The sequence below is a fragment of the Vibrio sp. 10N.261.46.A3 genome (genome assembly GCF_041472995.1).
Classification (GTDB): domain Bacteria; phylum Pseudomonadota; class Gammaproteobacteria; order Enterobacterales; family Vibrionaceae; genus Vibrio; species Vibrio coralliirubri.
This window is the reverse complement of the sequence record NZ_JBFRRH010000070.1, coordinates 39,999-62,033: the sequence shown is the minus strand read 5'-3', so window position 1 is coordinate 62,033 and position 22,035 is coordinate 39,999. Positions and strand designations below refer to the sequence as shown.

The 22,035-nt window shown below is 44.1% G+C and carries 20 protein-coding genes; 10 read left to right on the top strand and 10 right to left on the bottom strand.

The window, feature by feature from the left end; genetic code table 11:
• The first annotated feature begins 601 nt into the window (after nucleotides 1-601).
• From AB4484_RS17115 to AB4484_RS17100, 4 genes are read left to right on the top strand one after another with little or no spacing between them, the layout of a single operon-like run.
• A complete protein-coding gene (locus tag AB4484_RS17115) occupies nucleotides 602-1,036 on the top strand; it encodes a DUF4402 domain-containing protein (protein ID WP_048611824.1) in 435 nt (144 codons plus the stop codon).
• Nucleotides 1,037-1,088: 52 nt separating this feature from the next.
• Nucleotides 1,089-1,526 carry a DUF4402 domain-containing protein gene (locus tag AB4484_RS17110; RefSeq protein WP_122082941.1) on the top strand — a complete coding sequence of 146 codons (438 nt, stop codon included), beginning with the start codon at nucleotides 1,089-1,091 and terminating at the stop codon, nucleotides 1,524-1,526.
• Nucleotides 1,523-2,233, top strand: coding sequence for a molecular chaperone (locus tag AB4484_RS17105; protein ID WP_048611828.1), 711 nt, complete (start codon nucleotides 1,523-1,525; stop codon nucleotides 2,231-2,233). Before AB4484_RS17110 ends, AB4484_RS17105 begins: the two co-directional genes overlap by 4 nt.
• Before the next feature lie 47 nt (nucleotides 2,234-2,280).
• Entirely contained in the window at nucleotides 2,281-4,719 is a 2,439-nt protein-coding gene (locus AB4484_RS17100) for a carboxypeptidase-like regulatory domain-containing protein (protein ID WP_372079433.1), read from the top strand.
• 15 nt (nucleotides 4,720-4,734) lie between these two features.
• Here AB4484_RS17100 and AB4484_RS17095 read toward each other — a convergent pair whose 3' ends face one another.
• Both AB4484_RS17095 and AB4484_RS17090 read right to left on the bottom strand, forming a co-directional pair.
• The gene (locus tag AB4484_RS17095; protein ID WP_372079430.1) at nucleotides 4,735-5,583 is read right to left on the bottom strand and encodes a sterol desaturase family protein; all 849 of its coding nucleotides are present in this window, start codon (nucleotides 5,581-5,583) and stop codon (nucleotides 4,735-4,737) included.
• Nucleotides 5,584-5,669: 86 nt separating this feature from the next.
• Nucleotides 5,670-6,683, bottom strand: coding sequence for a DUF2804 domain-containing protein (locus AB4484_RS17090; protein ID WP_172379397.1), 1,014 nt, complete (start codon nucleotides 6,681-6,683; stop codon nucleotides 5,670-5,672).
• Between the two features lie 170 nt (nucleotides 6,684-6,853).
• Here AB4484_RS17090 and AB4484_RS17085 point away from each other — a divergent pair, with 170 nt between their 5' ends.
• A complete protein-coding gene (locus tag AB4484_RS17085; protein WP_372079427.1) occupies nucleotides 6,854-7,888 on the top strand; it encodes an AraC family transcriptional regulator in 1,035 nt (344 codons plus the stop codon).
• A gap of 4 nt (nucleotides 7,889-7,892) precedes the next feature.
• Here the strand turns inward: AB4484_RS17085 and AB4484_RS17080 are convergent, their stop codons facing one another.
• On the bottom strand, nucleotides 7,893-8,843 hold the full coding sequence (locus tag AB4484_RS17080) for a chromosome partitioning protein ParA (RefSeq protein WP_372079441.1): 951 nt from the start codon (nucleotides 8,841-8,843) through the stop codon (nucleotides 7,893-7,895).
• A 39-nt stretch (nucleotides 8,844-8,882) separates the two neighbouring features.
• On the bottom strand, nucleotides 8,883-10,217 hold the full coding sequence (locus tag AB4484_RS17075) for a sphingomyelin phosphodiesterase (RefSeq protein ID WP_372079424.1): 1,335 nt from the start codon (nucleotides 10,215-10,217) through the stop codon (nucleotides 8,883-8,885).
• A 415-nt stretch (nucleotides 10,218-10,632) separates the two neighbouring features.
• On the opposite strand from AB4484_RS17075, the gene AB4484_RS17070 reads away from it, so the two are divergent.
• The 3 genes from AB4484_RS17070 (at nucleotide 10,633) to AB4484_RS17060 (ending at nucleotide 13,335) form a co-directional block, all read left to right on the top strand.
• Nucleotides 10,633-11,154 (top strand): DUF2058 domain-containing protein, encoded by a 522-nt coding sequence (locus AB4484_RS17070; protein ID WP_010441213.1) that lies wholly within the window; start codon nucleotides 10,633-10,635, stop codon nucleotides 11,152-11,154.
• Nucleotides 11,155-11,316: 162 nt separating this feature from the next.
• On the top strand, nucleotides 11,317-12,072 hold the full coding sequence (locus AB4484_RS17065) for a hypothetical protein (protein ID WP_081228617.1): 756 nt from the start codon (nucleotides 11,317-11,319) through the stop codon (nucleotides 12,070-12,072).
• Between the two features lie 312 nt (nucleotides 12,073-12,384).
• Complete coding sequence (locus AB4484_RS17060) at nucleotides 12,385-13,335, top strand: helix-turn-helix domain-containing protein (RefSeq protein ID WP_372079421.1); 951 nt, start codon at nucleotides 12,385-12,387, stop codon at nucleotides 13,333-13,335.
• A gap of 132 nt (nucleotides 13,336-13,467) precedes the next feature.
• Here AB4484_RS17060 and AB4484_RS17055 read toward each other — a convergent pair whose 3' ends face one another.
• From AB4484_RS17055 to AB4484_RS17030, 6 genes are all read right to left on the bottom strand, one after another.
• Nucleotides 13,468-15,039, bottom strand: coding sequence for an amidohydrolase family protein (locus tag AB4484_RS17055; RefSeq protein ID WP_372079419.1), 1,572 nt, complete (start codon nucleotides 15,037-15,039; stop codon nucleotides 13,468-13,470).
• A gap of 67 nt (nucleotides 15,040-15,106) precedes the next feature.
• Entirely contained in the window at nucleotides 15,107-15,790 is a 684-nt protein-coding gene (locus AB4484_RS17050; protein ID WP_372079416.1) for a DUF3299 domain-containing protein, read from the bottom strand.
• Between the two features lie 303 nt (nucleotides 15,791-16,093).
• Complete coding sequence (locus tag AB4484_RS17045) at nucleotides 16,094-16,315, bottom strand: hypothetical protein (protein WP_017059142.1); 222 nt, start codon at nucleotides 16,313-16,315, stop codon at nucleotides 16,094-16,096.
• A 218-nt stretch (nucleotides 16,316-16,533) separates the two neighbouring features.
• Nucleotides 16,534-18,006 (bottom strand): aerolysin family beta-barrel pore-forming toxin, encoded by a 1,473-nt coding sequence (locus AB4484_RS17040; RefSeq protein WP_372079413.1) that lies wholly within the window; start codon nucleotides 18,004-18,006, stop codon nucleotides 16,534-16,536.
• A 477-nt stretch (nucleotides 18,007-18,483) separates the two neighbouring features.
• The gene (locus tag AB4484_RS17035) at nucleotides 18,484-19,245 is read right to left on the bottom strand and encodes a YdcF family protein (protein ID WP_048611850.1); all 762 of its coding nucleotides are present in this window, start codon (nucleotides 19,243-19,245) and stop codon (nucleotides 18,484-18,486) included.
• 318 nt (nucleotides 19,246-19,563) lie between these two features.
• Nucleotides 19,564-20,448: a LysR family transcriptional regulator gene (locus AB4484_RS17030; RefSeq protein ID WP_372079410.1), complete on the bottom strand. Its 885-nt coding sequence runs from the start codon at nucleotides 20,446-20,448 to the stop codon at nucleotides 19,564-19,566.
• Between the two features lie 132 nt (nucleotides 20,449-20,580).
• Here AB4484_RS17030 and AB4484_RS17025 point away from each other — a divergent pair, with 132 nt between their 5' ends.
• Nucleotides 20,581-21,591, top strand: coding sequence for an aldo/keto reductase family oxidoreductase (locus tag AB4484_RS17025; protein WP_372079407.1), 1,011 nt, complete (start codon nucleotides 20,581-20,583; stop codon nucleotides 21,589-21,591).
• 9 nt (nucleotides 21,592-21,600) lie between these two features.
• Complete coding sequence (locus tag AB4484_RS17020; RefSeq protein WP_050645287.1) at nucleotides 21,601-21,993, top strand: heme-binding protein; 393 nt, start codon at nucleotides 21,601-21,603, stop codon at nucleotides 21,991-21,993.
• Nucleotides 21,994-22,035 lie beyond the last annotated feature (42 nt).

Sequence of the window (22,035 nt, the reverse complement as noted above, 5' to 3'; positions counted from 1 at the left end):
TCAATGATCACGGGTATAGGCTCTGTCCAAAGATGGTGTTTTTCATAATACAATCTCCTTAGATTTGACTTAATTTTCGGTATTTATGATTGTTGGGGTTAATTTGACTGGATAGTTGTACCTGTCTCACTTTTAATACTTTATATAATCCGTGTTTGAATTGGATATAAAGAAAACTCTAATATTTCATTTTTATTACAATACTGTGTAGATATCAGTTTGTTTCACTTTTGAGACTATATTGCAACACGTCGATCTATATAGTGATGAATCTGAATAGAATAGTGGGGGATGTTCCATCTTATTTTTGGGCTATTTAAATTGAGGCATATTTATAAAAATTAATAACACACATAAATAAAGGAATTAGATGTAAAACCAGTTTTATATCTAATTGGTAGTAATACTCTAATACCATTATTTTCGTTAGTGTTATTTATATCAATTTGCGTGATCTTATTCTCACTGCGCCTCATTTCTTTATAAATAAGTGTCAATATATATATTTTCTAAATAGGATTGTTGTTACTTAATTGTTAACTTTGATTGACTATTAGGTAACCCTAATAATAAAGCCGATTTTATATAAAGGATTAAAGAAATGAACAAAGTCTTTAAGGTTGTTGCTGTATCTGCACTTTCTATCTCTTCAGCGAACGTTTTCGCTGTGAGTGACACTTTTGATGCAACACTAGAAGTAAAACAAGCAATTACAATGACAAAAACAAGTGATCTTGACTTCGGTATCATCACTTCAGACAACACAACGGACGTTGTTATTGCTCAAGGCGATGCAGGAGCGGCGGCATTTACTCTTTCTGGAGAGTCTGGTGATGCAGTAACAGTCAGTATTTCTGATACTAACTTGGTGAATGGCGTAAATACGATTGCAGCTGAATTTGACTTTAATAATGCTATTACCCTTACGGGTGGTACTGCGGATCTTAATATTGGCGGCACTGCACGTACTTCAAGTGCGACATTAGTTGCTGGTACATATACTGCAAACGTTGCAGTAGATGTCACTTACCAATAAACAAATGAAACCAGTATAATATTACGGCTGTTGCAAAGCAGCCGTATTTACTATGAGTGTTCTATTAAAATACACGATTTATATCAGTCTGATTTTTTATTCTAGCCCTTTTCATGCGCTAGAAATTATTCCTGAGAATATGGAAGTGAAATTTCCAGGCATGTATATCTCTGGATCGGGTCAGAATGCGGACTCTAACCCAGCCAATAGTCAGGTATATGTGGTGCGCTTTTACGTTGAAGGTGAGCCGGGTAAAAAAATCGTGGTTTCTCTCCCTTCTAAGCAATACCTAAACCATTCTCGTAAATCCAAGCGCCTGCGTATTAGAAAGTTCTATTTTGGTTGTGGCTTATCAAAGCGTGGTAGAGCCAAAATCAAAGGGAATGGAAGAAGCAAATTATTGTGTATTGGTGCGAAAGTGAAAATCGGCGCTAACCACCCCGCTGGCCTTTACACCAGTACAATCCCTTTTGAGGTTAATTATAAATGAAGTTGTTTATCTCATGTGTTCTCGGCTTAATCTTCACAACACAAGCCTATGCTCAGCTACTCATCGCTCCGACTCGTTTTGTTTTGGATGCCGACACTTCGGTGACTGAAAAAATCGTCGTCGAAAATAACTCAGATCAACCGATTCGCTTGGAGATAAAACCGATTTATCGCCCTGTAAAGGCGAGTGGCTTGGTTAGAACGGACGCTAATATTGCTGAATCGGAAGACATCGCGAGTTGGATTAAAGTGTCACCACCAATAATTCGTGAACTTAAACCCAATCAAAGACGCACGGTTCGTTTACGTATGAATGCTCTGCCTGCTGACATGGCTGATGGTGAATATCGTGCTTACTTGTGGTTTTCCCCAATAGCAAAAGCCGCCGAGTTATCAGACATTGCGCTATCTTCAAGTAAAACCAACAGTGACGGTTCAGCCTTTCAACTGAACTTTCACATAAACAGTTATGTACCCGTTTATGTTCAGAAAGGTGAGCAGGTACAAGATGTTAAGTTTGCGTGTGACAACCAAAGCATCAAGATTCGTAACGATGGTAACTTTCAATTTACTGCAAAATTAAATGTCGACGAGCATAGCGAAAAAGTGGTGCTACTTCGTAATGCTGAATTAACTAAGCCTTTCCCAAAAGGGTCGAAGATCTCACTGGTTCAGAACGAACAGCCTCTGTACGAATGTGTTCTGTAGTGCTCGTTTCATTGTCGCAGACTCTTTAAAGGCTAGTGTTCAATTGCATGCTTTGGCGACTTTTGTTGCTCGCCTCATTGTTTCCTTTTGCTGCGTATTCGCAATCTGAAGAAGAAAGTGAGGCGAGCGAGCTCTATCCAGCCCATGTTGAAGTTCGAGTCGGGAAAGTCGGGGATAGCTTTTATCGTGTCATGATGGATGACTACGAAGAACCCTTCATCTCGATATCTAATGCCGCTTTTTATCTGCTCGAAATGAATGGTCAGTGTGATGAAAGCCGATATTGCGAATTGTACTTGCCACAAGATGTGGGCAGAGAATCTCCGCCGTATATTGTTGATACTGAACAAGCCATCTGCTACCGCGATGACAACAATATCCAGTCGATCAAATATCAAGTCATCGACTCAGAAACTTTCATTCATTGGTACAGCTTACAAGCTTGTATCCCGGCTAAAGTGCGTTGGGATATTGATGATTACCGGCTCACCGTTTCTCCAGAATTTAGCTCATTGACTGAGTTGGAAGCGGCTATTTCTAAGATGAAAAATGAATCACGTAAGAAGGCCGAGGATCTCAAGCTAGCTGAAAACACGCCAGCTTTCGAACCTGTTGCCGCTGTGGGTTTAGCGACTCAGTTAGCGGCATCTGTTTATCACGACAGTGACACTGGCGGTAATGTTTACGCACTATCAGACACCATATTAAGCACTGAACACTCCTTGTCTCGCTTGTCGATTGATTCACGAGAAGATAAGCCGATCGTTTATTACAACATTGCGATTGAAGCTCATGACGGCGAAGGGTCTTTGGAAGTCGGACATGTGTTATTAGATGGCAGCGTCTTTACCGTGAATCAAACCCTCGAAGACGGGCTCTATTACACCAATCGAAAGCGACAGACAGAGTTCGGCAACCTTCAACTCGAACGAACTACTCAACCTAACATCAGCATCGATGTTTTGGTCAATGGTATTTATCAAGCCACTTATCGCTCTGATGAGTTTGGACGCTTCGTTGTTGAAGAAGACAATATTTCCCCCGGTGACACCATCAAGTTTCGCTACTACTTATCGAAAGGTGTCTGGCAGGAAGAAGAGATCACCGTCGCCGGTTTAGAAGATGCATTTCTACCAAGCAACGAGTGGGGCGTGCAAGTGGTGGGAAATGAAGGTGCAGACCGAGCGGGCGCTGTGTCGCTCGAATATGGGCTTGCCGATTACTTCACTGTGGGTAGTGCCTTTATGAGGCAACATGGCAAAGACTTGATTGGCGTTCAAGGACGATACTTACCGGCGCATTGGTTCGCGGGTCATATCGGTTGGTTACCTGAGTTCAATCGGTTTCCAATGGAGTTTGATATTTTGATCAACGGCGATCAGTCGGCATCGATAGAGCTTAATAAAACCGATGAATTGGACTTAGAGTCAATGGAGTACGATGTGTTCAAATACAACCTGTCGCTTGCAAACTTAACAGCCTTTTTAACGATAAGAGATGATGAAGACGAATTGAGTGTTGAACCCAAGTTGAACTCGAAAGTGGCTCGTAATCTGTTTGTCTCATACGCCGGTGACTATCGATACATCAAAGCTTCTCATCAAGAAGACTATCTACACACTATTGGCTTGGCCAAAAGCGGGTTTTCGGATACGTCGTGGAATATTTCTGGAACTGTTGATGGCTCTGGTCATCATGAACGAACGGAGCTGTCTCTGAGAAATGCGTGTAAAGAGTGCCTGTTAGATCCGTTGGAGGTTTTTCAAGAGCTCACGACGAACGTATCGGCTCGCTATCAGAAACAGGAAGTTTCGTTTTCCGCCTCTTTAGAAGCTCGAGTGAACCCTTATTTACTCTTTAAGCTAGAAGGAACCGAAGACCGATACGGTGTCGAGATGACGACAGAATTCGGTGCTAAAACTTACTTTGATGAAAGTATTGGTGAGTTTGTTGAGTGGAATCGTTACAACCATTCTAAGCTTACGGGCGTTGTCTACGATCACCACAAACAACCCATACAAGGCGTAAGCCTACAAATCTTGGACCAACGAGCGGTCAGTGATGCAAAAGGCCGATTTGAATTCTCAAGTGTGCCAGCTCGAGATAATCTACCTATCTATATTGATGAAGGGGCACTCGACCTTAACCTCACGCCGATCCAAAACCCTGTGTTTGTAAATACTAAGCAAGTCGGGCTAACTCATGCTCACATCGAAATGGTGGTGTCATTTGGCGTCGATGGCACGGTAGAAGGTGACCTAGAAGACAGTGCTTATCTGCACTTTAAACATATCCAGAAAGGCACCGAGTATTCGAGCGAGATTGAGAGTGATGGCTTTTACATGGTAGAGGGGCTAATCGCGGGCAAATACATTGTGACTTTAGAAATGGGCGACAAGCGATACGTGCAAGGTGCCGATTTGGACGGAGATTTCTGGGTAAGCGACCTCACATTCAACCTCATTGATTTTCATAAGGTGTACTAAATCCGATCGCTTTGTTTAGTCTGATGGAGGTGAGAGTATCAATCGCACTTTCTGTTTCACGGTTAGTTCTCGGTTCCTCAAATCTTTGACTATCGCCTTCCATTCTTGAAAGGTGACGACTATCGGGTTAAAACTGTTTACGGGTTTGGTGACGCCGTAACGTACGGTTTCAACTTCAGGTTCGAACGTACCAAACAACTTATCCCAAATGATCAAAACACCGGCGTAGTTCTTATCGATGTATTGCGGGTTTTTGCCGTGATGCACACGGTGGTGTGATGGGGTGTTAAAGATGTATTCAAGTGGCCCCAAGCTTCGTATCCATTGTGTATGGACGAAGAACTGCAAACCTAGATTCAGAAGCACTACAAAGATCACCCATTTAGGGTCAAAACCTATGATGACGAGCGGTACCCAAAATAGCCACATGCCTGCGAATGGGTACATCAAACTCTGACGGAAAGCCGTACTGAAGTTCATGCTTTCTGAACTATGGTGCGCAACGTGTGCTGCCCACATCCAGCGAACACGATGGCTTGCTCTATGGAACCAGTAATAGCAAAAGTCTTGCAACACCATCAATACAACAAAACTCAGCACGCCCATTTCAATGTCCATTAAGCGCCAACCAAACATCCAAAGGTACAGCTGCACGACCAATAACCCGGTGAGCAAATCGGAGAGTTGATGCATTCCGGCCAGCGTGAAGTTACACATTACTTCTGAAAGTTTGTAGCTCGAGTTATCTGGCAATCGACCTTGCTTCTGACCTATAAAATACTCAGCCAACATGCACACCACGAACAAGGGCGCTAATACCAGCAGTAGCCATTCTGGGTGATTGATTAATGCGTCGATATTCATGTTTTATCCTTGTTGAGACGCCATAAGCGTTCTTAGTATCAGTTTACTTAGACTTGCTCGCCTGAGATTCAGTCAGCAGAATTTCGCTACCATCGGGCAAAGTGATCTTCTGTTAGGCCAAGAACACCATCGAGTTGATGTGTCACTCCATTGTTGTCTTCAACCGAGCCAGAAAAGTGACCAACGAACTGACGGAAGTTACTTTTTAACAGCCATAAATTGAGCTTTTCGCTGCGATTATTTAAGGGCGTAAAGGTCAGGTTTATACGTCCATCTTGTGATGTTATCTGCCAAGGTAAATCCGTGTTTTGGCGACTAAACGTAAACTGTACCGGGTTAAGCAAGTGCCGAGTTCCATTGATCCATAATGCGTTTTCGCAGCCTCCAGTTTCATTCACGCCCGCCGCGAGGTTCAAGCCAATATCAGTACCATTGGATTGCGAGTTAATGCTTGCCCAGCGCCAACTGGTCTCGCGCCTCATGTAACCCGCTGAAAGGTCATAACCAGCACGAGCTTGAGTGAGATCGAGTGATTCTCCTTTGATTTGGATGTCGCCGCTGATGTTCAAAGCATTGTGCTTTTGGGTGTAAGTCCAACCTGAATAACCCGTTGGGCTGCACATCGCGATGGGCAAGCTATCAGTTTCAGGCTCTAAAGCGATATCGGCCTTGATGAGTTTGGTATTCAAGCGAACTCGCCATTGTCCGTCTTCAATATCAAAGGTGATACTTTGATCTGCAATGCTTGTCTTTCCTTCGAATGGTGAACGCGTTACATGCTTATCAAACCCTAATAGCCTCAACCAAGATGACTCTTGTAGATGGTTGTTCTCGATGTCGTAGACATAACAAAATGCTGAGCCCAAGTAGCGAATATCCGCGATGGCCACGCCAATAATATGTGTGTCGGTGACGATGCTGACAAACTGGAATTGTTTGTAGTGGAAGTGCTTCTGCCAAGAGTTTGCTTTTGAATCCATCGAGTTTCGGTAGTCAAAGTTCTCGATGTTCAGGTGCTTTGGGATGCCATCGAAATGTCCAATGATCGGCTGACCATTAGAATCAATCAAACTGTGTGGGGCTGGGTTGGTTTTTATCATTGCGATGGTTCACATTATTTTAACAACTAAAATCATTGTGCGATGAGTAGCGTAGAATTGGGAGGTCATATTCGGACAAGAGCATGTTACCAATCACGATTTCGTCAGCATGTGCTGTTGAAGCTGAGTAGTCATGTTGATGGGAATGGGCTCGATATAAGGAGAGACGATTGGAGATTATCGCGGAGTATAAGCCGACCGGACATCGGCATCAGTTGGGGACATTAGATATCGCGCTGCTGTTGAATACGCTAGAGCAACGAGGTATCGATATTGAAAGGCTACTCAATGATGTGGGTTTGCCAAACATGGATTGGCGAGATCCGAATGGAAAACTGACATACGCTGATAAACTTGCGTTATTTAGCGCGGCGAATCAGAGCTTTCCTCACGATGGCTTAGGGCTTTGGCTGGGGGAACACGCTAGCTTGAGCCACTTTGGTGTGTTGGGTTATGCGCTATCGACCAGTCAAAATGTCGGGGAGGCCATCAAGTCGGGCTTTAAATATCTGCGCCTGAACGGTCCTATCTTCTCGGTTAAATTGTTTCTACATTTCGAGCAAGCAGTGATTCAGATTGAGAACACCTTGGAAGTGGGTGATCTGCTCCCTTTCTGCAGTGAATATTTCTTGAGTTCAATCGTCTCTTTGTTCAAAGAACTGACTGGTCATGAGTTGGATATTCATATTTTGGCTTTGCCTTACGCTCGTCCCAATTACACCAAGCTTTATGACAACCGCTTCCAGTGCCCGGTGATTTTTGAGCAAAACCATTGTGAACTGCGTTTTGATGCCTCGGTTTTATCACAAACCTTATTGACTCATGATGCCGCGACACTGAAGCGCTATCTTGCGTCTTGCCAGTCGATAGTCGAAACGCTGGACTCTGAGCACCTGCTGACTAACCAGATCAAAACGATCTTTTATCAAACCGCAGGTAGTTTCCCGAATATAGAGCAACTCGCGGATGAGTTTGGTTGTAGCTCTCGTACGCTCAGGAGAGAGCTAGTGACCCATGATTCCAGTTATCAAATATTGCTTACCGAAGTTCGAGTGGAACTGGCCAAAGAGCTGTTACTCGGCACAACTATGAGTATCGATGACATCGGTGAAAGGCTCGGTTATAGCGACCCCGCAAATTTCAGAAGGGCGTTTAAAGGTTGGCTCAATAAAACGCCCGCGCAGTTTCGTGACGGTTTAAGTTAAAGAGTTACTTGCTAAAAAACTGCTCCCTGAAATCGGTGACTTGCTGTTGGTAGTAACTGTCCCAATCGTATTGAGTCCAAGTGGCATAACTCGAGCTTCGCTGAGAGTCTAAGGTCACTTGGAGCTGATCCAGTTGCTCGTGATAACTCATCACGGTTTGCTGCTGTTGCGCGACTTGTTGTTCTCTTGCGGCAATGTTGCTGGCCTGCGCTTCATCTAAGTAGGCACCTTGGAGGTCGGCTTTGACTGATGCAACTTCAGCAGGGCTATAGCTGCTGGGTATCAAAGAGACTGCCAGTTCATATTTTTGAAGCTGTGTTTCGGCGTTTAACGTGCCCGTATTGTTTTGCCATTCACTAAGCAAATCTTGATAATTGGCCAAAAACTGGCTCGCTTCGTTCTCTTCAAGGGTGTTGGCGTCGAGCGTAAAATCTAGATGCGCAAACTGGTCTGCGAATAGCTGGTGGGCCAACTCTCCCCATACTTGTTGTGCAGACTGCTTGAATAAGGCAACACGATCTTCAAGAGTCTCTATGGATTCAAGAGGGATAGTGCTTTGGGTTAATTGCCAGTCGGCTGATAGCTGCGGATAGTCGCTCAGTAACTCAAACCATATGCCCGGCAATTCCGATTTTATTCGTGCGAGTTGCTCAGTGCAGTCATCACGTTGTTGGCACAGCTTCCAGAACTCATCGAGTTTATCGAGCAAAGCCTTGCCTTCAAGCTCAGTCAAGTTTTCAGCATTCGTTTCTCCGCCCGATGATTCAGCTTCGGCTGGTTTGCTCTGCGATGCTACATTTCCCGAACTGGCGGTTGCAGTTGGTGTGAAGTTATCGTCAGCAGTTGTCGTAGAAACACGCGGCTTAGGTTCTGTGTGTTGAGCAGAAGGTTGCGGTGTTTCAGTGGATTTTGATGACCACGAATAGCCAACAATGCTCGCCGTTAAGACGAGCACTAGGATTAATATAACTCGATGCATTATGGGTTCACCGAGTTACTTGATGACAGCGCTAACAGGGAAGTGGTCTGAAAGATTGTAGTGCTTCCATAACTCACTGCTTGTTGATCTTGGGACATCCACGCGATTGTCGTTATGCGCTTTAGCGGCATATTCCGAGCTCACCACCACATAATCGAGATACTCAACGTTCTCGCCACCCGACATAGGTTCGCCCGCAAAGTTGTTGATGCGTGGGTCAAAGGTAGAAGCGGTGTAACCTGAATATTGTGGTTCATCAGCCTGTAAGTTAGCGAACATCTGTTGGTAGTCACTTGGGAACTTGAGCTTGTTCACGTTGAAGTCACCGCTGTAAATAACCGTTTCAGAGGTTGGTATTTCCAGTGATTGAGCAAGCTGACGCATCTGCTTGAATTGACGTTGTCGGTAGTCACGAGCGGTGTCCGTATCGAATGATGCGGTGTGAGTGCCAAACACATGGTAAGCCTGACCGTTCTTGATCACTTCGGCGTAGTTAACACCTTTATCAGCAAAGCAATCTGTGCCCGTGCAATCAGGGAAAACATACTGAGCTTCATTAACGATAGGGTAGCGGCTGACAATGATTACGCCGCCGTCATAGATGTTAATCCCATCTTTATCGAGCATTTTGGTTTGATAAGGATACTCTTTTGCAAGTTCACGCAAGAATTCATCTCTGCCGTTGGCAAACACCTCTTGAAGCGCCAACACGTCGTAGCCTTTTACGTATTGAGGAAGAAGATCGTAGCGGTCACCAATATGCGAAGCGATGGCAGGCAGCGCCCAGATGTTGTAAGTCATGACTTTCAGTGTATTGGCATCCGGCTCTGGCTGTTCATCCACTTTTGGTGGGGTGATGGTGTAATAAATATCATCATAGCGCGCCGTAGAATCGGCTTTGAGGGCTAGCTCTGCATTGACCCCGAATGCATCGGTCGTGCTGCGATGAATATTACGATCGTCATGCAATGTTAGATTGACGTCTGCGGCGCTTAAACCATGTTGCAGTGTCGAGTTATACCAATGTCCCTTCATGGTTTGGTTGAGCGTGACACTCTCACCCACAGCGTTCGATACCACAGTGTCAAACTCATAGGTCTTCCCAGATTTCACACCAGTCCAGCGGTTAAAACTGATCAGCTTCTTCGTCTCCCAAGGACCAATCTGTTCAACATGCTGTTGCCACTCATCACCGATTTGAAGCAGGTCGGTACCGCTGTGGTTGGCTTGAATGGTCATTACTTGATTGGTGTTATTGGTGAGATACACGTCAGTGTCTGCTATGGCAGAGGTCGAAGCGATTGATGTGGATGCCACAAGTGCAGCTAACCAAGTCCATTGAGTTTTCATCGTTTACGTTATCCTTATTGATTGATGTCTAGAATAACGTAGTCAAGAGTTATGACATTGGAGTTATAACTCTATGGCATTTATTCAAATATGAGATATATGCCAAGGTTTTATAAAATTGATTAACCATTGAAAATTAACATATTGTCTTGTTGGAATGATAAATGGTACGCGCGCGAATAATAGAGTCAGATAATGGTTTCGAGTCTGCGGAACAGCCAATGTTGGCATGCTTGAATGAAAACTGTTTGTTCGGGGAGAGTAGAGATTGTGGGCAGCTAGAAGGGATTATGTCGACAGCTTAGACCTATCAGCACAAATTTTGCGATTGTTCTGTAATTTATTCTTGTTCAGTAAACAGAAACCTTAAAAACAGGTATGATAGTGCCGTTTTTAATCCTGAACTGGGAAAGTCATGGCAAAGTTAACACTCCAAGAGCAGATGCTTAAAGCTGGCTTGGTAAATGAGAAAAAATTAAAGAAGGCGAAGAAAGGCTCTAAAAAGTCTCGCGTTCAGTCTCGTGAAGCAAAAGCGGCAGCAGAAGAAACTAAACTGGCGCAGCAAGCGAAAGACAAAGAGCTAAACCAACAGTTGAAAGAACAGCAGTTGAGCAAAGAAATTAAAGCTCAAGTGAAGCAACTGATTGAGATGAACAAGATCGAACAGAAGAACGGTGAGATCAAATACAACTTCACCGACGGTACGCTAGTTAAATATCTTTACGTAGAAGAGCTGACTCAAAAGCAACTAAGTAAAGGCATTCTAAGTATTGCTCGTCAAGGCGAGAGCTATGTTGTTATTCCAACAGCAGTAGCGAACAAGATTGCTATGCGCGACGAAGAATCTATCGTTGATACGCAGGCAGGTAGCACAGACGAAGTAGACGAAGATGACCCGTACAAAGACTTCGTGATCCCAGATGATCTAATGTGGTAATCCGTTTTACCTAGCTCCATTCTAATGGCTAGCTAAGTTTACAGGATCTAAGAATGCAGCGAACAATCACTCGATTGGCGCTGCATTTTTTTTGGCGCAAAATGACCTTAATAAACTTAGGTAAACCTCTATAGTTCGTCCCCTTAATACGGGAGAACACACATGAAAAAACGCACCAAAATTGCTTTCGCAACCACTCTGTTTTGCGCTGGCATCACTTTAGCTCACGCACAAGATTCTAATGAGGAAGTGATTGATCCTTCCAACCTGACCGCCGTTAACACTTCCGCTTACCTAGGCTTTAGTAATCAAGGAGACGTGAAACTGTCGGGCTCTATTGGCTATGGTTTACAAAACGGTCAAATGGCGATGGGTACCATCGAAGGCACCATGGACCAAGACGGAAAATACAAAGACAGCCGACTGCAATATTTCCATGTTATGAATTTCGCTAACCCTGTTATGCCGTCAGCGGCGGGCTCGATTGATATCATCGACAATACTCAGTTCACGACTGCAGCGTTGGGCGGAGTCGTGATGATCAAACCGGACGTAGAAAACCTAACTCTGTTCGGTCGAGTGGGCGTACTAGCGGGTGATTATGACAGTGATTTTGCATCTTCGATGGGTGAAAAAAAGACCGACATACTCGGTGGTATGGCTGCGGCGTATATCTCATGGAAGCCGGGTGCTGATGGCACGTACTTTATGCTTTCACCTGAATACACCTACATGGATGGTGATATTGAAACCTCATTACTGAAAAGCTCAATAACTGCGGGTACGCCTTTGTCGAGCGATGGTACTCGTTGGGGGCAATTTAAGATTGAAAACACCAATGGCAGCATGAAATCTACATCGAAAAAAATCGATATTGATGACACGGTAGCGTGGGTTTTCTATAAGGTTTACTTCTAGAACCTACACCTATTTAACGATTAAAGATCCCGAAGCATGGAGGCTTCATTCAATTTCAGTTTCTCATCTTACTCCTTCACTTTCCGCAACCTGTTTTAATATCGCCCCTTGTACGCTTCTTCCATCTGCTCACCCAAAACCATTCAATCAAAGATCTATGCCCGCACATCTACGTGGCTCTTATCACTTGTAGTGTATTTTCGCAGCGTACTTTTTCGCAGCGTACTACTCAATGTTTCGGTAACAGTTCACATCGAAAAACAATTAACGCTATAGTCGTTAATAGATAGTCTCTAAGGTTTTAATCGCTTAATGCAGAATCCTATTAATATCAGTAATTCAAACAACCTTGCTCCCTTCTTAGCTTACTTTGAACAAAAGGGGATTGAGTGGCGAAAAATTGCAGCTGAATACGACTTCCCTGAAGATATTGAAGACCAAGAGTATTGGTTGTCTTCTCATCAAGCGATGGCTTTTCTCGGTGCAATGGTCAAACAAACCAATAAGAATGTTGGGTTTGACGTGGGGCGGTTAATCACGCTTGACCAAATCTCGCCTGAGTTAGTTTCTGAGTTCTCGGGATGTGAAAACTTAGAACATGCACTTCATCATCTGCTTGAAATGATGCCGACGTTAAACAACTACATGGTGGTTTGGGTCGATAAAATCGATGGCAAGTGGTACTTGTGTCACCGAGGCTCATACCATCCTTCGTTACCCGGCTATGACCAAGCAGAATGGTTTCGAACCTTTGCTTATATTTCGCTGTGTCGCATGTTCTTGGGTAATCATTGGGAGCCTAACTCGGTGTTTATGAGTTTTCCTGACCACTTGGCGAGAGATGTTACCAATACTGCGAATCTAGACGCGTTCCATTTCGACCATGCATTTGGTGCCATTGAAGTGCCGTTGTCAGCGGATTTTGTCCCAGTAGACAAGCCAATAGACAGCGATTGGTTGACGGTAATTAATGCATTGGTACAAACCTACGCGGTGCTACCGTGGTTTAATATTCAATGGCTTGCCTCATTGATTGGAACTTCGTCGCGTTCTCTACAAAGGCAGTTCACTGATCATGGTTGTACATTTCGTGGTTTGCGAGATGAGGCTCGTTGTCAGGTGGCGAAGCGGTTGCTTAAAGCCAACACATCACCTTTCGAGACAGCATGGCGATGTGGCTATAGCGATTTATCTAACTTTAACCGAGCATTCAAAGGGTGGTTGGGCAAAACGCCGGCGCAATATCAAAAGCAAACCAGCTAATTAAGATATGTTTTAACGGGTAAACAAAAAGCCAGCCCTTGCCAACTACTAGATGTAAGTTGGAGGGGGCTGGCTTTATTTTGATTTAATTTAATTTTGAGCTGTGTATCTTACTCTAACGCTCGAATGACGTTACTTCTGAGTGTCACGACGTATTGCTTGTCCTGGGGCTGCACTTGTTACAAGCTCACCATCTTGAACCACAAACTGACCGTTAACTAACACGGTATCAATGCCTGTCGAAATCGCGGCCGGTACTTGGTATGTCGCTTTGTTCGCGACCGTTTTCGGGTCAAAGATAACGATGTCTGCATCCATACCCACTTGGATACGGCCTTTTTTCTCCATTTGAGGAACGAAGCCATCAAGCACAGTAGCAGGCATGTAACTCATTTTTCGAATCGCTTCTTCCATAGAAAGCAAACCACGCTCTCTTACGTACGTACCTAAGATCTTAGTGAACGTACCGCTCGATCTAGGGTGTGCAAATGCTTCGCTTGGAATTGGCCACTCATCACCATCGTAATAGCTTACCTTGCCATCTTCGATCAACATCCAAGGCATAGAGTCTGATTCAATCAACACATTGGGATGGATGATTGATTTATCCAGAGCAGACAACTCACTTGGTACCGCTTCATCTAAGAAGTGCCAGTTAATGATTGAGCCCGGTTGTTCTTTCTGTGCTTTGAGAAGCTCTTCGTTATTTAGGCGTTCGGTACCCATTTGGATACTTTCTTCTTGATAGCCTAAACGTTCTTTCCATTCTGGCCCGCTAAACATCGCCGCGCCAACCACCGTACTTGCTGCTCCCCACGGGTAAGCGCCGGCTGTAACATGGAAACCATTCTCTGTTGCTTCATCGAACAGTTCTAATGTCGCGTCAATATCGCGCAGTGAGGTACTGTTGATGTGGTTGATGTGCATCTTTGCGCCAGTCAGTGCAGAGTTCGCAATCAACTCTTGAATAGCTTCAAAGCTGCTTCCTGGTTCCATCATGCTTGCGTAACGAACGTGCGTGTAAGTCGCAACGTCGCGCTCCGCTGCAAGTTTAGAAAGGGCATAATACTCTTTTTGACCATAGCCAGGGGCATAACCCGCATTGATACCAATTCCGATCGCGCCTTCGTCTAAGCCTTGTTCAACGTATGCCATGATCTTTTCTAGCTGCTCTGGTGTCGCGATTTTCTGTTTCCAGTTATCGAGCCCTTGCATGCTTTGAAAGTACTGCAAATTAGCTTGTGGCTCACTGTCGGTGAACGTTGCGATACGAGCAAATGTCCACGCTGCTGATGCGCCATAGTTAATCGGCAGGTTCTTTTCTGCCTGTCCTTTGTACCAGTCGCCGATAGGCAAAATCCCCGATTCTAATTCAAGGGCGGTGGTCACACCTTGTTGTGCCTGCATACGATAGCCAGCAATGTTTTGACCATGGTGATGGAGGTCGATGAAACCTGGGGAGACAATGTGATCGTTCGCATCGATGATGGTTTTACCCGTGATTGAATCTTTAGTGATCGCTTCAATGGTACCTTTGTTGATACCAATATTTCGTACATCACTCAAACCTGTCTCTGGGTCGATAACATGACCACCTTGAATGACTACATCGTAGTTTTCTGCGTAAGCGTTAGCCGCATAAACATTAGCTGCTGACGCAATTAAGACTATGGGTAACGCAACAGAGCGAATGGATGATTTCATGACTGCTTTCCTATTGAAAATAAATACGTTATTGAAAATGAATACGTTATTGAAAGTTGGCGAATTGCTAAGGGTAATTGACTTTATGCGCCGCCATTGAGTAACCCGTGCTGATCACTTCGGTTCCATCAATGAATGAGATAGGTAGATCTTGTTCAAAGGTGGCGATATCTCCCGACACCATAACGACTCTGTAAAGATCCTGAAGTGGGAACCCTTCATCAATATCGACAATAATGGTCTGATTTGCCGGTGGCGGCGGGGTATGGATACACGCGCCTGCGATGGGCACCAAAAGAAACTTCGTCGTTAACATGCCGTCCATTTCAAGCGGGACAACGAAGCCCGGAATAGTCACATCGTTCAGTTCGAGGTCGGTGTTGACCGTTGTTAAGCGAATGTGTTCTACCGCTAGTGCTTCTTCTCTTAGTGCCAGCAGTTCATCAGCGTCATAACCAGATTCACTTAATGCGAGCTTGCTTGCTTCGTATTGTTGTGTCTCTTCAGAGTTCATCTCGCGCTTGAGGCTCGTTTGCTGATAGTTCAAAACGGCAAATAGATTAGAGACTTGATCTTGATTCAACGCGGGTAGCGCGACTTCTTTTGTTGGCGGCGGAATCAGGTCTTCCCACATCACCATGGTTGACGACATAGCACTAAAGCTAAGCAGTAAACCTGGTAACAGAGTCGTAAAGAGTGAACTAAATCGAAATAGCATCTGATGGATTCTCCAGCGTTGTCGTAGGGTCATTCGCAATGTCTCAGCTATTCGCTATCAATCTAAACGAATAGTAAGTAACGAAGCTTTGTCAAATCCTATTGATTTGCTCTCCGTGATTCGTGCTGTGAATAATAGCAACCACTGAAAATACAGATAGGTCACTTTGCGCCAAGAGTGGGTGGGAATTCTGATAGGAGGAAGAGGGATTATTGAAGAATAAAAAGGGCGCAATAAATGAAAAGCCCTGATGCGCTTTTAATTAGAAAAAGCTTTCGCATCAGGGCTTGTTTGCATTTGAACAGGAATTGAGACTGATTGACGTTCGTTCGCTAGCTAATGTTCTGACATGCCGTAAACAAGGCTATCATTGGCACTTGCATGATCGATAAAATCGGTATTAGCACGCTGTTCGTGTTGGTCATAGCCATCGAAGTAACAGTCGCCAATTTCATTGCGCGGGCAAACGTGAATGTGGTCTTTGATGACCAGTTCGGTAGAACAACATGGGCAGTGTTTTACATGTCCAGTGAGTACCGTAGATCGATTTGGTTTCATACATCCTCCTGATAGGCACTGTAATCTGATTGCCTATTTGCACCCTAAGTTACGCAAATTAGTGTGTCGTTATGATTTCATTTTTAAGTCAATGAAAAACGATTCAGAAAGTGAATACTTAGCGGCTAATGCAGATGTATGACTGAGAGAATGTAAGACGACTCAAGCCCAGAGCAGACGCAATGGGCTTGAAATAACAGATGACACTTTCTATGACGTTATTGCTGTATTAGGGTAAGCGTTAGCTGAGCGCTGTTATAACCCAGTTGCGCTAGAGCCACAGGGTCGAAGTCAGTCAGAACTTCGATGTCACCTGCGTAGTAGGTTGTGTAATCGCCTGAAGGTGTCATGGCGTTAAATGAATCAATAGAGTGCTCGGTACCAATGTCTATCATTCCAGAGTATTGTGACTCCGCACTAAACTGGCCTGAAACATAGGTGTAGAAAGGACGCACACTGGCACCTGCGGCATACTGCATGCTACTCAAGCCATTGGTGTTGATTGCCCAGCTCCAATCCCACCATTTCATCTCTCCAGGAATATAACGGTGATCCCATTGGTAGCGGATATTGGCTTGATCTTCGCTGGTGGTTCCCATAGTAAAGGTGTGAGAGACCGTAGGGCGGTTTGTTGGGTGTGAGCTTAGCGCATTGCCGCTATAACGAAGGAAACCTATGAAGTTGACGTCGTAACTCATGTTGGTTTTGATACGGTATGGGTAAGTGATGGTAGAGCGTAAGAACTCGACTTGAAAAGGTAGCACTGAGTGAGCAGGCACGGTAATGATGGCTTGAAGTTCTGTTGGTTCAAAACGAGAACCACTGTTGGTATCGGAGAAACGTTGGCCTTCTTCTAGCGCGACTCTTACCTCTGTTTTTCCAACTTGTGGCCAGTGAAAGGTCTCATCCATGACGACTGAATCAGCAAGGTCGAAGCGCTGTGTTTTACTCCATTGTGTGGATTGCTCAAAATGAAGGTCAACGACGATTTGTTTAGGTTGGTCGCCATCATTGATTGCATAAGCCGAGACGGTTTCAATCAGCTCTTGGCCGGTCTCTGTTATAGAACCGTGTAAAAACGATGTGTTATCGAGTGTATAAGCGAAGTTATCAACAGTGATGCTTGTCTTCTCATTACAGCGATCACCGGCACAGCTTCCATCGTTATTGCCCTTAATCTCCCAACCATTGTTAAGCGGTTTTATTGCCATGTCTTGGCCGACATAACGCGCGCTATCGCCTCCAACCCAAGCGTAACCCAGGTTATGGGCCAAGTAACTCAGTGGTCTGATAAAGTTTGTGTTGTCGCTGACTAAGGCGCGTTGAACATCAAGGTTATTGTTCGTTTCGATGACTTGCGCTTCGTAGTAAGGCAGGCCTGCGTCTGGGGTATTGGGGTAGCACCAAGTATTGTCGCTTGGTTGTCCTTTTTTGATAAGCCCGTGGTAGCCAGACCCCATGATCACCCAGTCATTTTTAAGGCCAGCAATGTCCCACACATTCATGCGCGATAGCAGGGCAGTTTTATGTTCTTGCGCTTCTGTATTACTGAGCGGACGATAATCGGAGCGGCAGATGTCTTCACCGAGGTTATCCAATACGATTTGGTCTGAGTATATCTTTGCATGAGCTGTAAAAGAGATTACCGATAGGGCAGTGCTAAATAGAACGGTTTTACTGACGTTAAGCATGAATAAGTTCCTAAATGCCATTATTTGGCTATTTTTATTAGAATCGAGTTATTAGATTTTATTGATATTATTTAAAGCCGAGGGGCTCTAGCGGGGTGTACTTTGTCATATAAAACAATGCCAAAAATACTGAAATGAATTGAAAATAAATACTTATAGATATCAGGAGGTTGTATTGAACAACTTGTTGTTTGATAAAGAGTTATCTTGATGACTTCAATTAGTTTCAACAATCCAATCTATGGGTGATTAATTGTTGAACGTTTCTGTTTTTGAAGTCTAGCCATTTGGTATGTTGGCCTGGAAAAATTAGGCCAGCAAGATGGATTAGAGAGGTTTATTGCTTAAAGGGTGGGGAAGTACTGAGTAAGCCAAATAAGAAAGGATGTTGTAATAATCAGGATCAAAAAATGCAGCCAACAACCGTTCGATTGTTGCTGCATTTTGTATGATTCGAGTTAACCTAATTGAACGAGATTAAGCATCACCTGGCTTTTCGCGTTTGCTGTTCCAACCCATAAAGTTGTAGATGTTGTAACGGGCAAAGCCTATCTGCTCATGCAAAGCAAAATCTGTGACTGCAAAGTTGTACCACAATGGCAACCATGAAATTTGAGAGGCCATATAGTCGGCTCTCACTGGAATAACATTCAAGCCGAAGTGGTTGAAGTAGAGCTCGCTGCGACGAATATGCAGGCCAGACGAAACCAACACAATGCTGTCGAATTTATGATGCTTCATTAGGTCACTCGTGAGCTGTGCATTCTTCCAAGTGTTGACGCTATTTGGTTCTTGAATGATGTCACCCATCGGAACGCCAAGTCTCAGCAATTGTTGTTGATAAACTTCTGCTTCGGTAACACCGTTATTTTGTGCATCGCCACCACTGATGATCACTTTGCATGTGGTTTGGGTTTTAGCGCAATCTTTATATTGGCTGGCTGTTTCACTGATTCGGCCAAAAGAGAAAAAGGCTGGCTCGAACTCTTGTGTGCTTTTAATTAACTGCGTTCCCGCACCCAGAAGAACAATGGCGTTATTGTCAGACCATTGGATATCAGGCTTATTTTCGTAATCGGCTTGCAGATCGTTCAGTAAATAACGAGGAATTAAACCTGAACCAATCAGCACAAATGACGATATAAGAACAAGAGATAAAAACAGAGAAGTTTTTCGCCACTGAAGTAAACGTGTAAAGCCTACGAATAGCAGAAGAAGTAATAATATAATAAAGCTCATGAGGATCCCGTTATCGAACTGGTGCCAAAATGATGTGACATACTGAAGCGGTGCATCATATATCAGTTATGTTAATCGTTCATAACTAACTCATTGTATTATTGAACAAATGCACGATTTCTTTCTATTAAACACAATCATCGATGAGAGTATTCCCCAAATCGCTTTATTATTGTTCGATAATCCCATTCTAAATATAGGTATATAAACCAAGAGGGTTATTTAAACCTTATTTCGTGTTATTTAATTTATCGGTTCCTCGGCTTCTCATTTTTCAATTCGTTAACTCAGTTCTCATATTCTTAAACTGCCAAATGATCAAGCTCTCAAATTATCAAAGTAAGCTTGAACAAATTTCACGAACACTTGGTGTTTCTTTGCCGGATAAATAACTTGCGGATAGAACAGATAAATACTGTTGCCTTGTTGTAAGCATTCATCAGGCAGCACTTGCTCTAACTCTCCAAGCTCGACCTCTTTCGCAACGTAGTAACTTGCAATACGGATGATACCGCTGCCTGCCATGGCTTGTTGCTTAAGTAAGTGGTTGTCATTACTTGAAAGCCAGCCGGACACATCAATATTTGCCGATTTTAAAGGCCACTCGGTTTGGTGCAGCGTTGCTAAGCATTGATGATCAATTAAGTCATTCACATTGGTAGGGCGACCAAATTGATCAAGATAACCGGGAGTCGCGACTAAATCATGTTGATAGCTAATCAAGTGTTTCGCCACCATGTTGTCAGGTGGCGTATTGGTGGCACGAAACGCGATATCGATATCATCTTGGTTGAGATTAAAGTTGGTGTAGCTGCTGTTTATTTCAAAGCGGATTTCTGGATATTGCTGCCTAAACTGTTGGCAGATATCGAATAGATATACCTCAGTAAACATCTTTGGCGCGGTGAGGCGCAATAGACCTTTTACGATGTCGTGTTGCTCTGAAACGCTGCGTTCAAGCTGTAAGACTTGTGAGCGAATCGTTAAGCCTTGTTGTAACGCGCGTTCGCCTTCTTGGGTTAAACGAACACTGCGCGTGGTTCTGACCAAAAGCGGGCACTGTAAATCATTCTCTAAACGTTTGATCTGCTCAGAAAGGTAGCTCTTAGAGATACCGAGCTTTTCGGCTGCCTTGGTAAAGTTAAGCTGCTGAGCAAGCTCTACAAACAGGATCAGTCGTTCTATTCTTTTGTGTTCGTTCATTCGCGCGTTCCTACTAATCTATTGTTCGTCATATAAAACAATCATTTCGTAACTAGCATATTCTGTTTTTTAAAAAGAACAATATGATAGAGGCATATTTCTGGTCAGCAAATCTTCTAAGCGAGAATCGATATGACGAACAGCACTGAATCTACTAACAAAACGAATGACAAAAAACGTATCCAATTATCAAATTATCTACCGAATGTTGGGCAAATTGCCTATGGCTGTATGGGGTTAGGTGGTGGCTGGAATGATAATCCAGTGACGAGTGCGGATGTTGCTCAAACGCGAAGCGTAATCGACACCGCATTAGAGTCGGGTATTAACTTATTCGATCATGCGGACATCTATACCTTCAGCAAAGCTGAGCAAGCCTTTGGTCAAGCATTACAACAAGCGCCTGATCTGCGTGAACAGATGTTCATTCAATCTAAGTGTGGGATTCGTTTTGAAGGCGAGGGCAATGTTGGTCGTTATGATTTCTCGGCTGATTGGGTAGGTCAATCGGTAGACGGTATTCTCGACCGTTTGAATACTGAGAAGCTCGATGTGCTGTTATTGCATCGCCCTGATCCTTTGATGGAACTCGATGAGCTAGCAAGAACGTTAGAGCACTTAAAAGTGCAAGGTAAAGTCGATTTCTTTGGTGTGTCGAATATGAACAGCCATCAAATCCAGTACCTGCAATCTGCGCTCGGGCAACCCATTGTCGCGAATCAAGTTGAGATGAGCTTAGCCAAATTGGATTGGTTGAACGATGGGGTGATGATTAACTCGCAAGGGCACCATCAATCAGACTTCGCCTCAGGTACGCTAGAGCATTGCCAAATGAATAACATCCAACTGCAAGCTTGGGGTTGTTTGGCACAAGGCCGATTTGCTGAGCAGGGTTTGTATTCAGAACATGAAAATGTGAAAAAGACAGCGCACTATGTGGCTCAGTTAGCGAACCAATACGGCGTAGAAAGTGAAGCGATTGTGTTAGCATTTTTGCTTCGTCACCCTGCTCGTATCCAACCTGTAATTGGCACCACAAATCTAGAGCGAATCAAAGCTTCGGCAATCGCGACTCAGATAAACCTGTCGCGTGAAGAGTGGTACAACCTATACGTGTACTCACGTGGTCAAGCTCTGCCATAAGGAATGAATATGTTGAATCAAAAGATCGCACAACAACTGGTGTCTAATGCTCTCGACATTGCTGAGCGTAATCAACAAGCAATCGCGGTGAGCGTGTGTGATACGCATGGTGAATTAATGGCGTTTATTCGCATGGATAATGTGAGTGTTCAAGCCGGATTGTTAGCACAGAACAAAGCTTATACGTCTGCAAGAGATAGACAGCCAAGTGGTAACTTAGGTGCTTGGGCGAGAGAAACTGGTAAAGACTTAAGTTACTGGACCGACTCAAAGATCACTGGCTTTAAAGGTGGTGTTCCTATTGAGTTAAAGGGGCAGGTGATTGGTGCTATTGGTATCAGCGGATTGAGTGAAGATGACGATGAAGCACTTGCCGAAAAAGTGATTCAACGTGTGCTCTAAGTGCTGTTGCTTGTGAAGTAATGGAAGTTAGAAGCAAAAGAT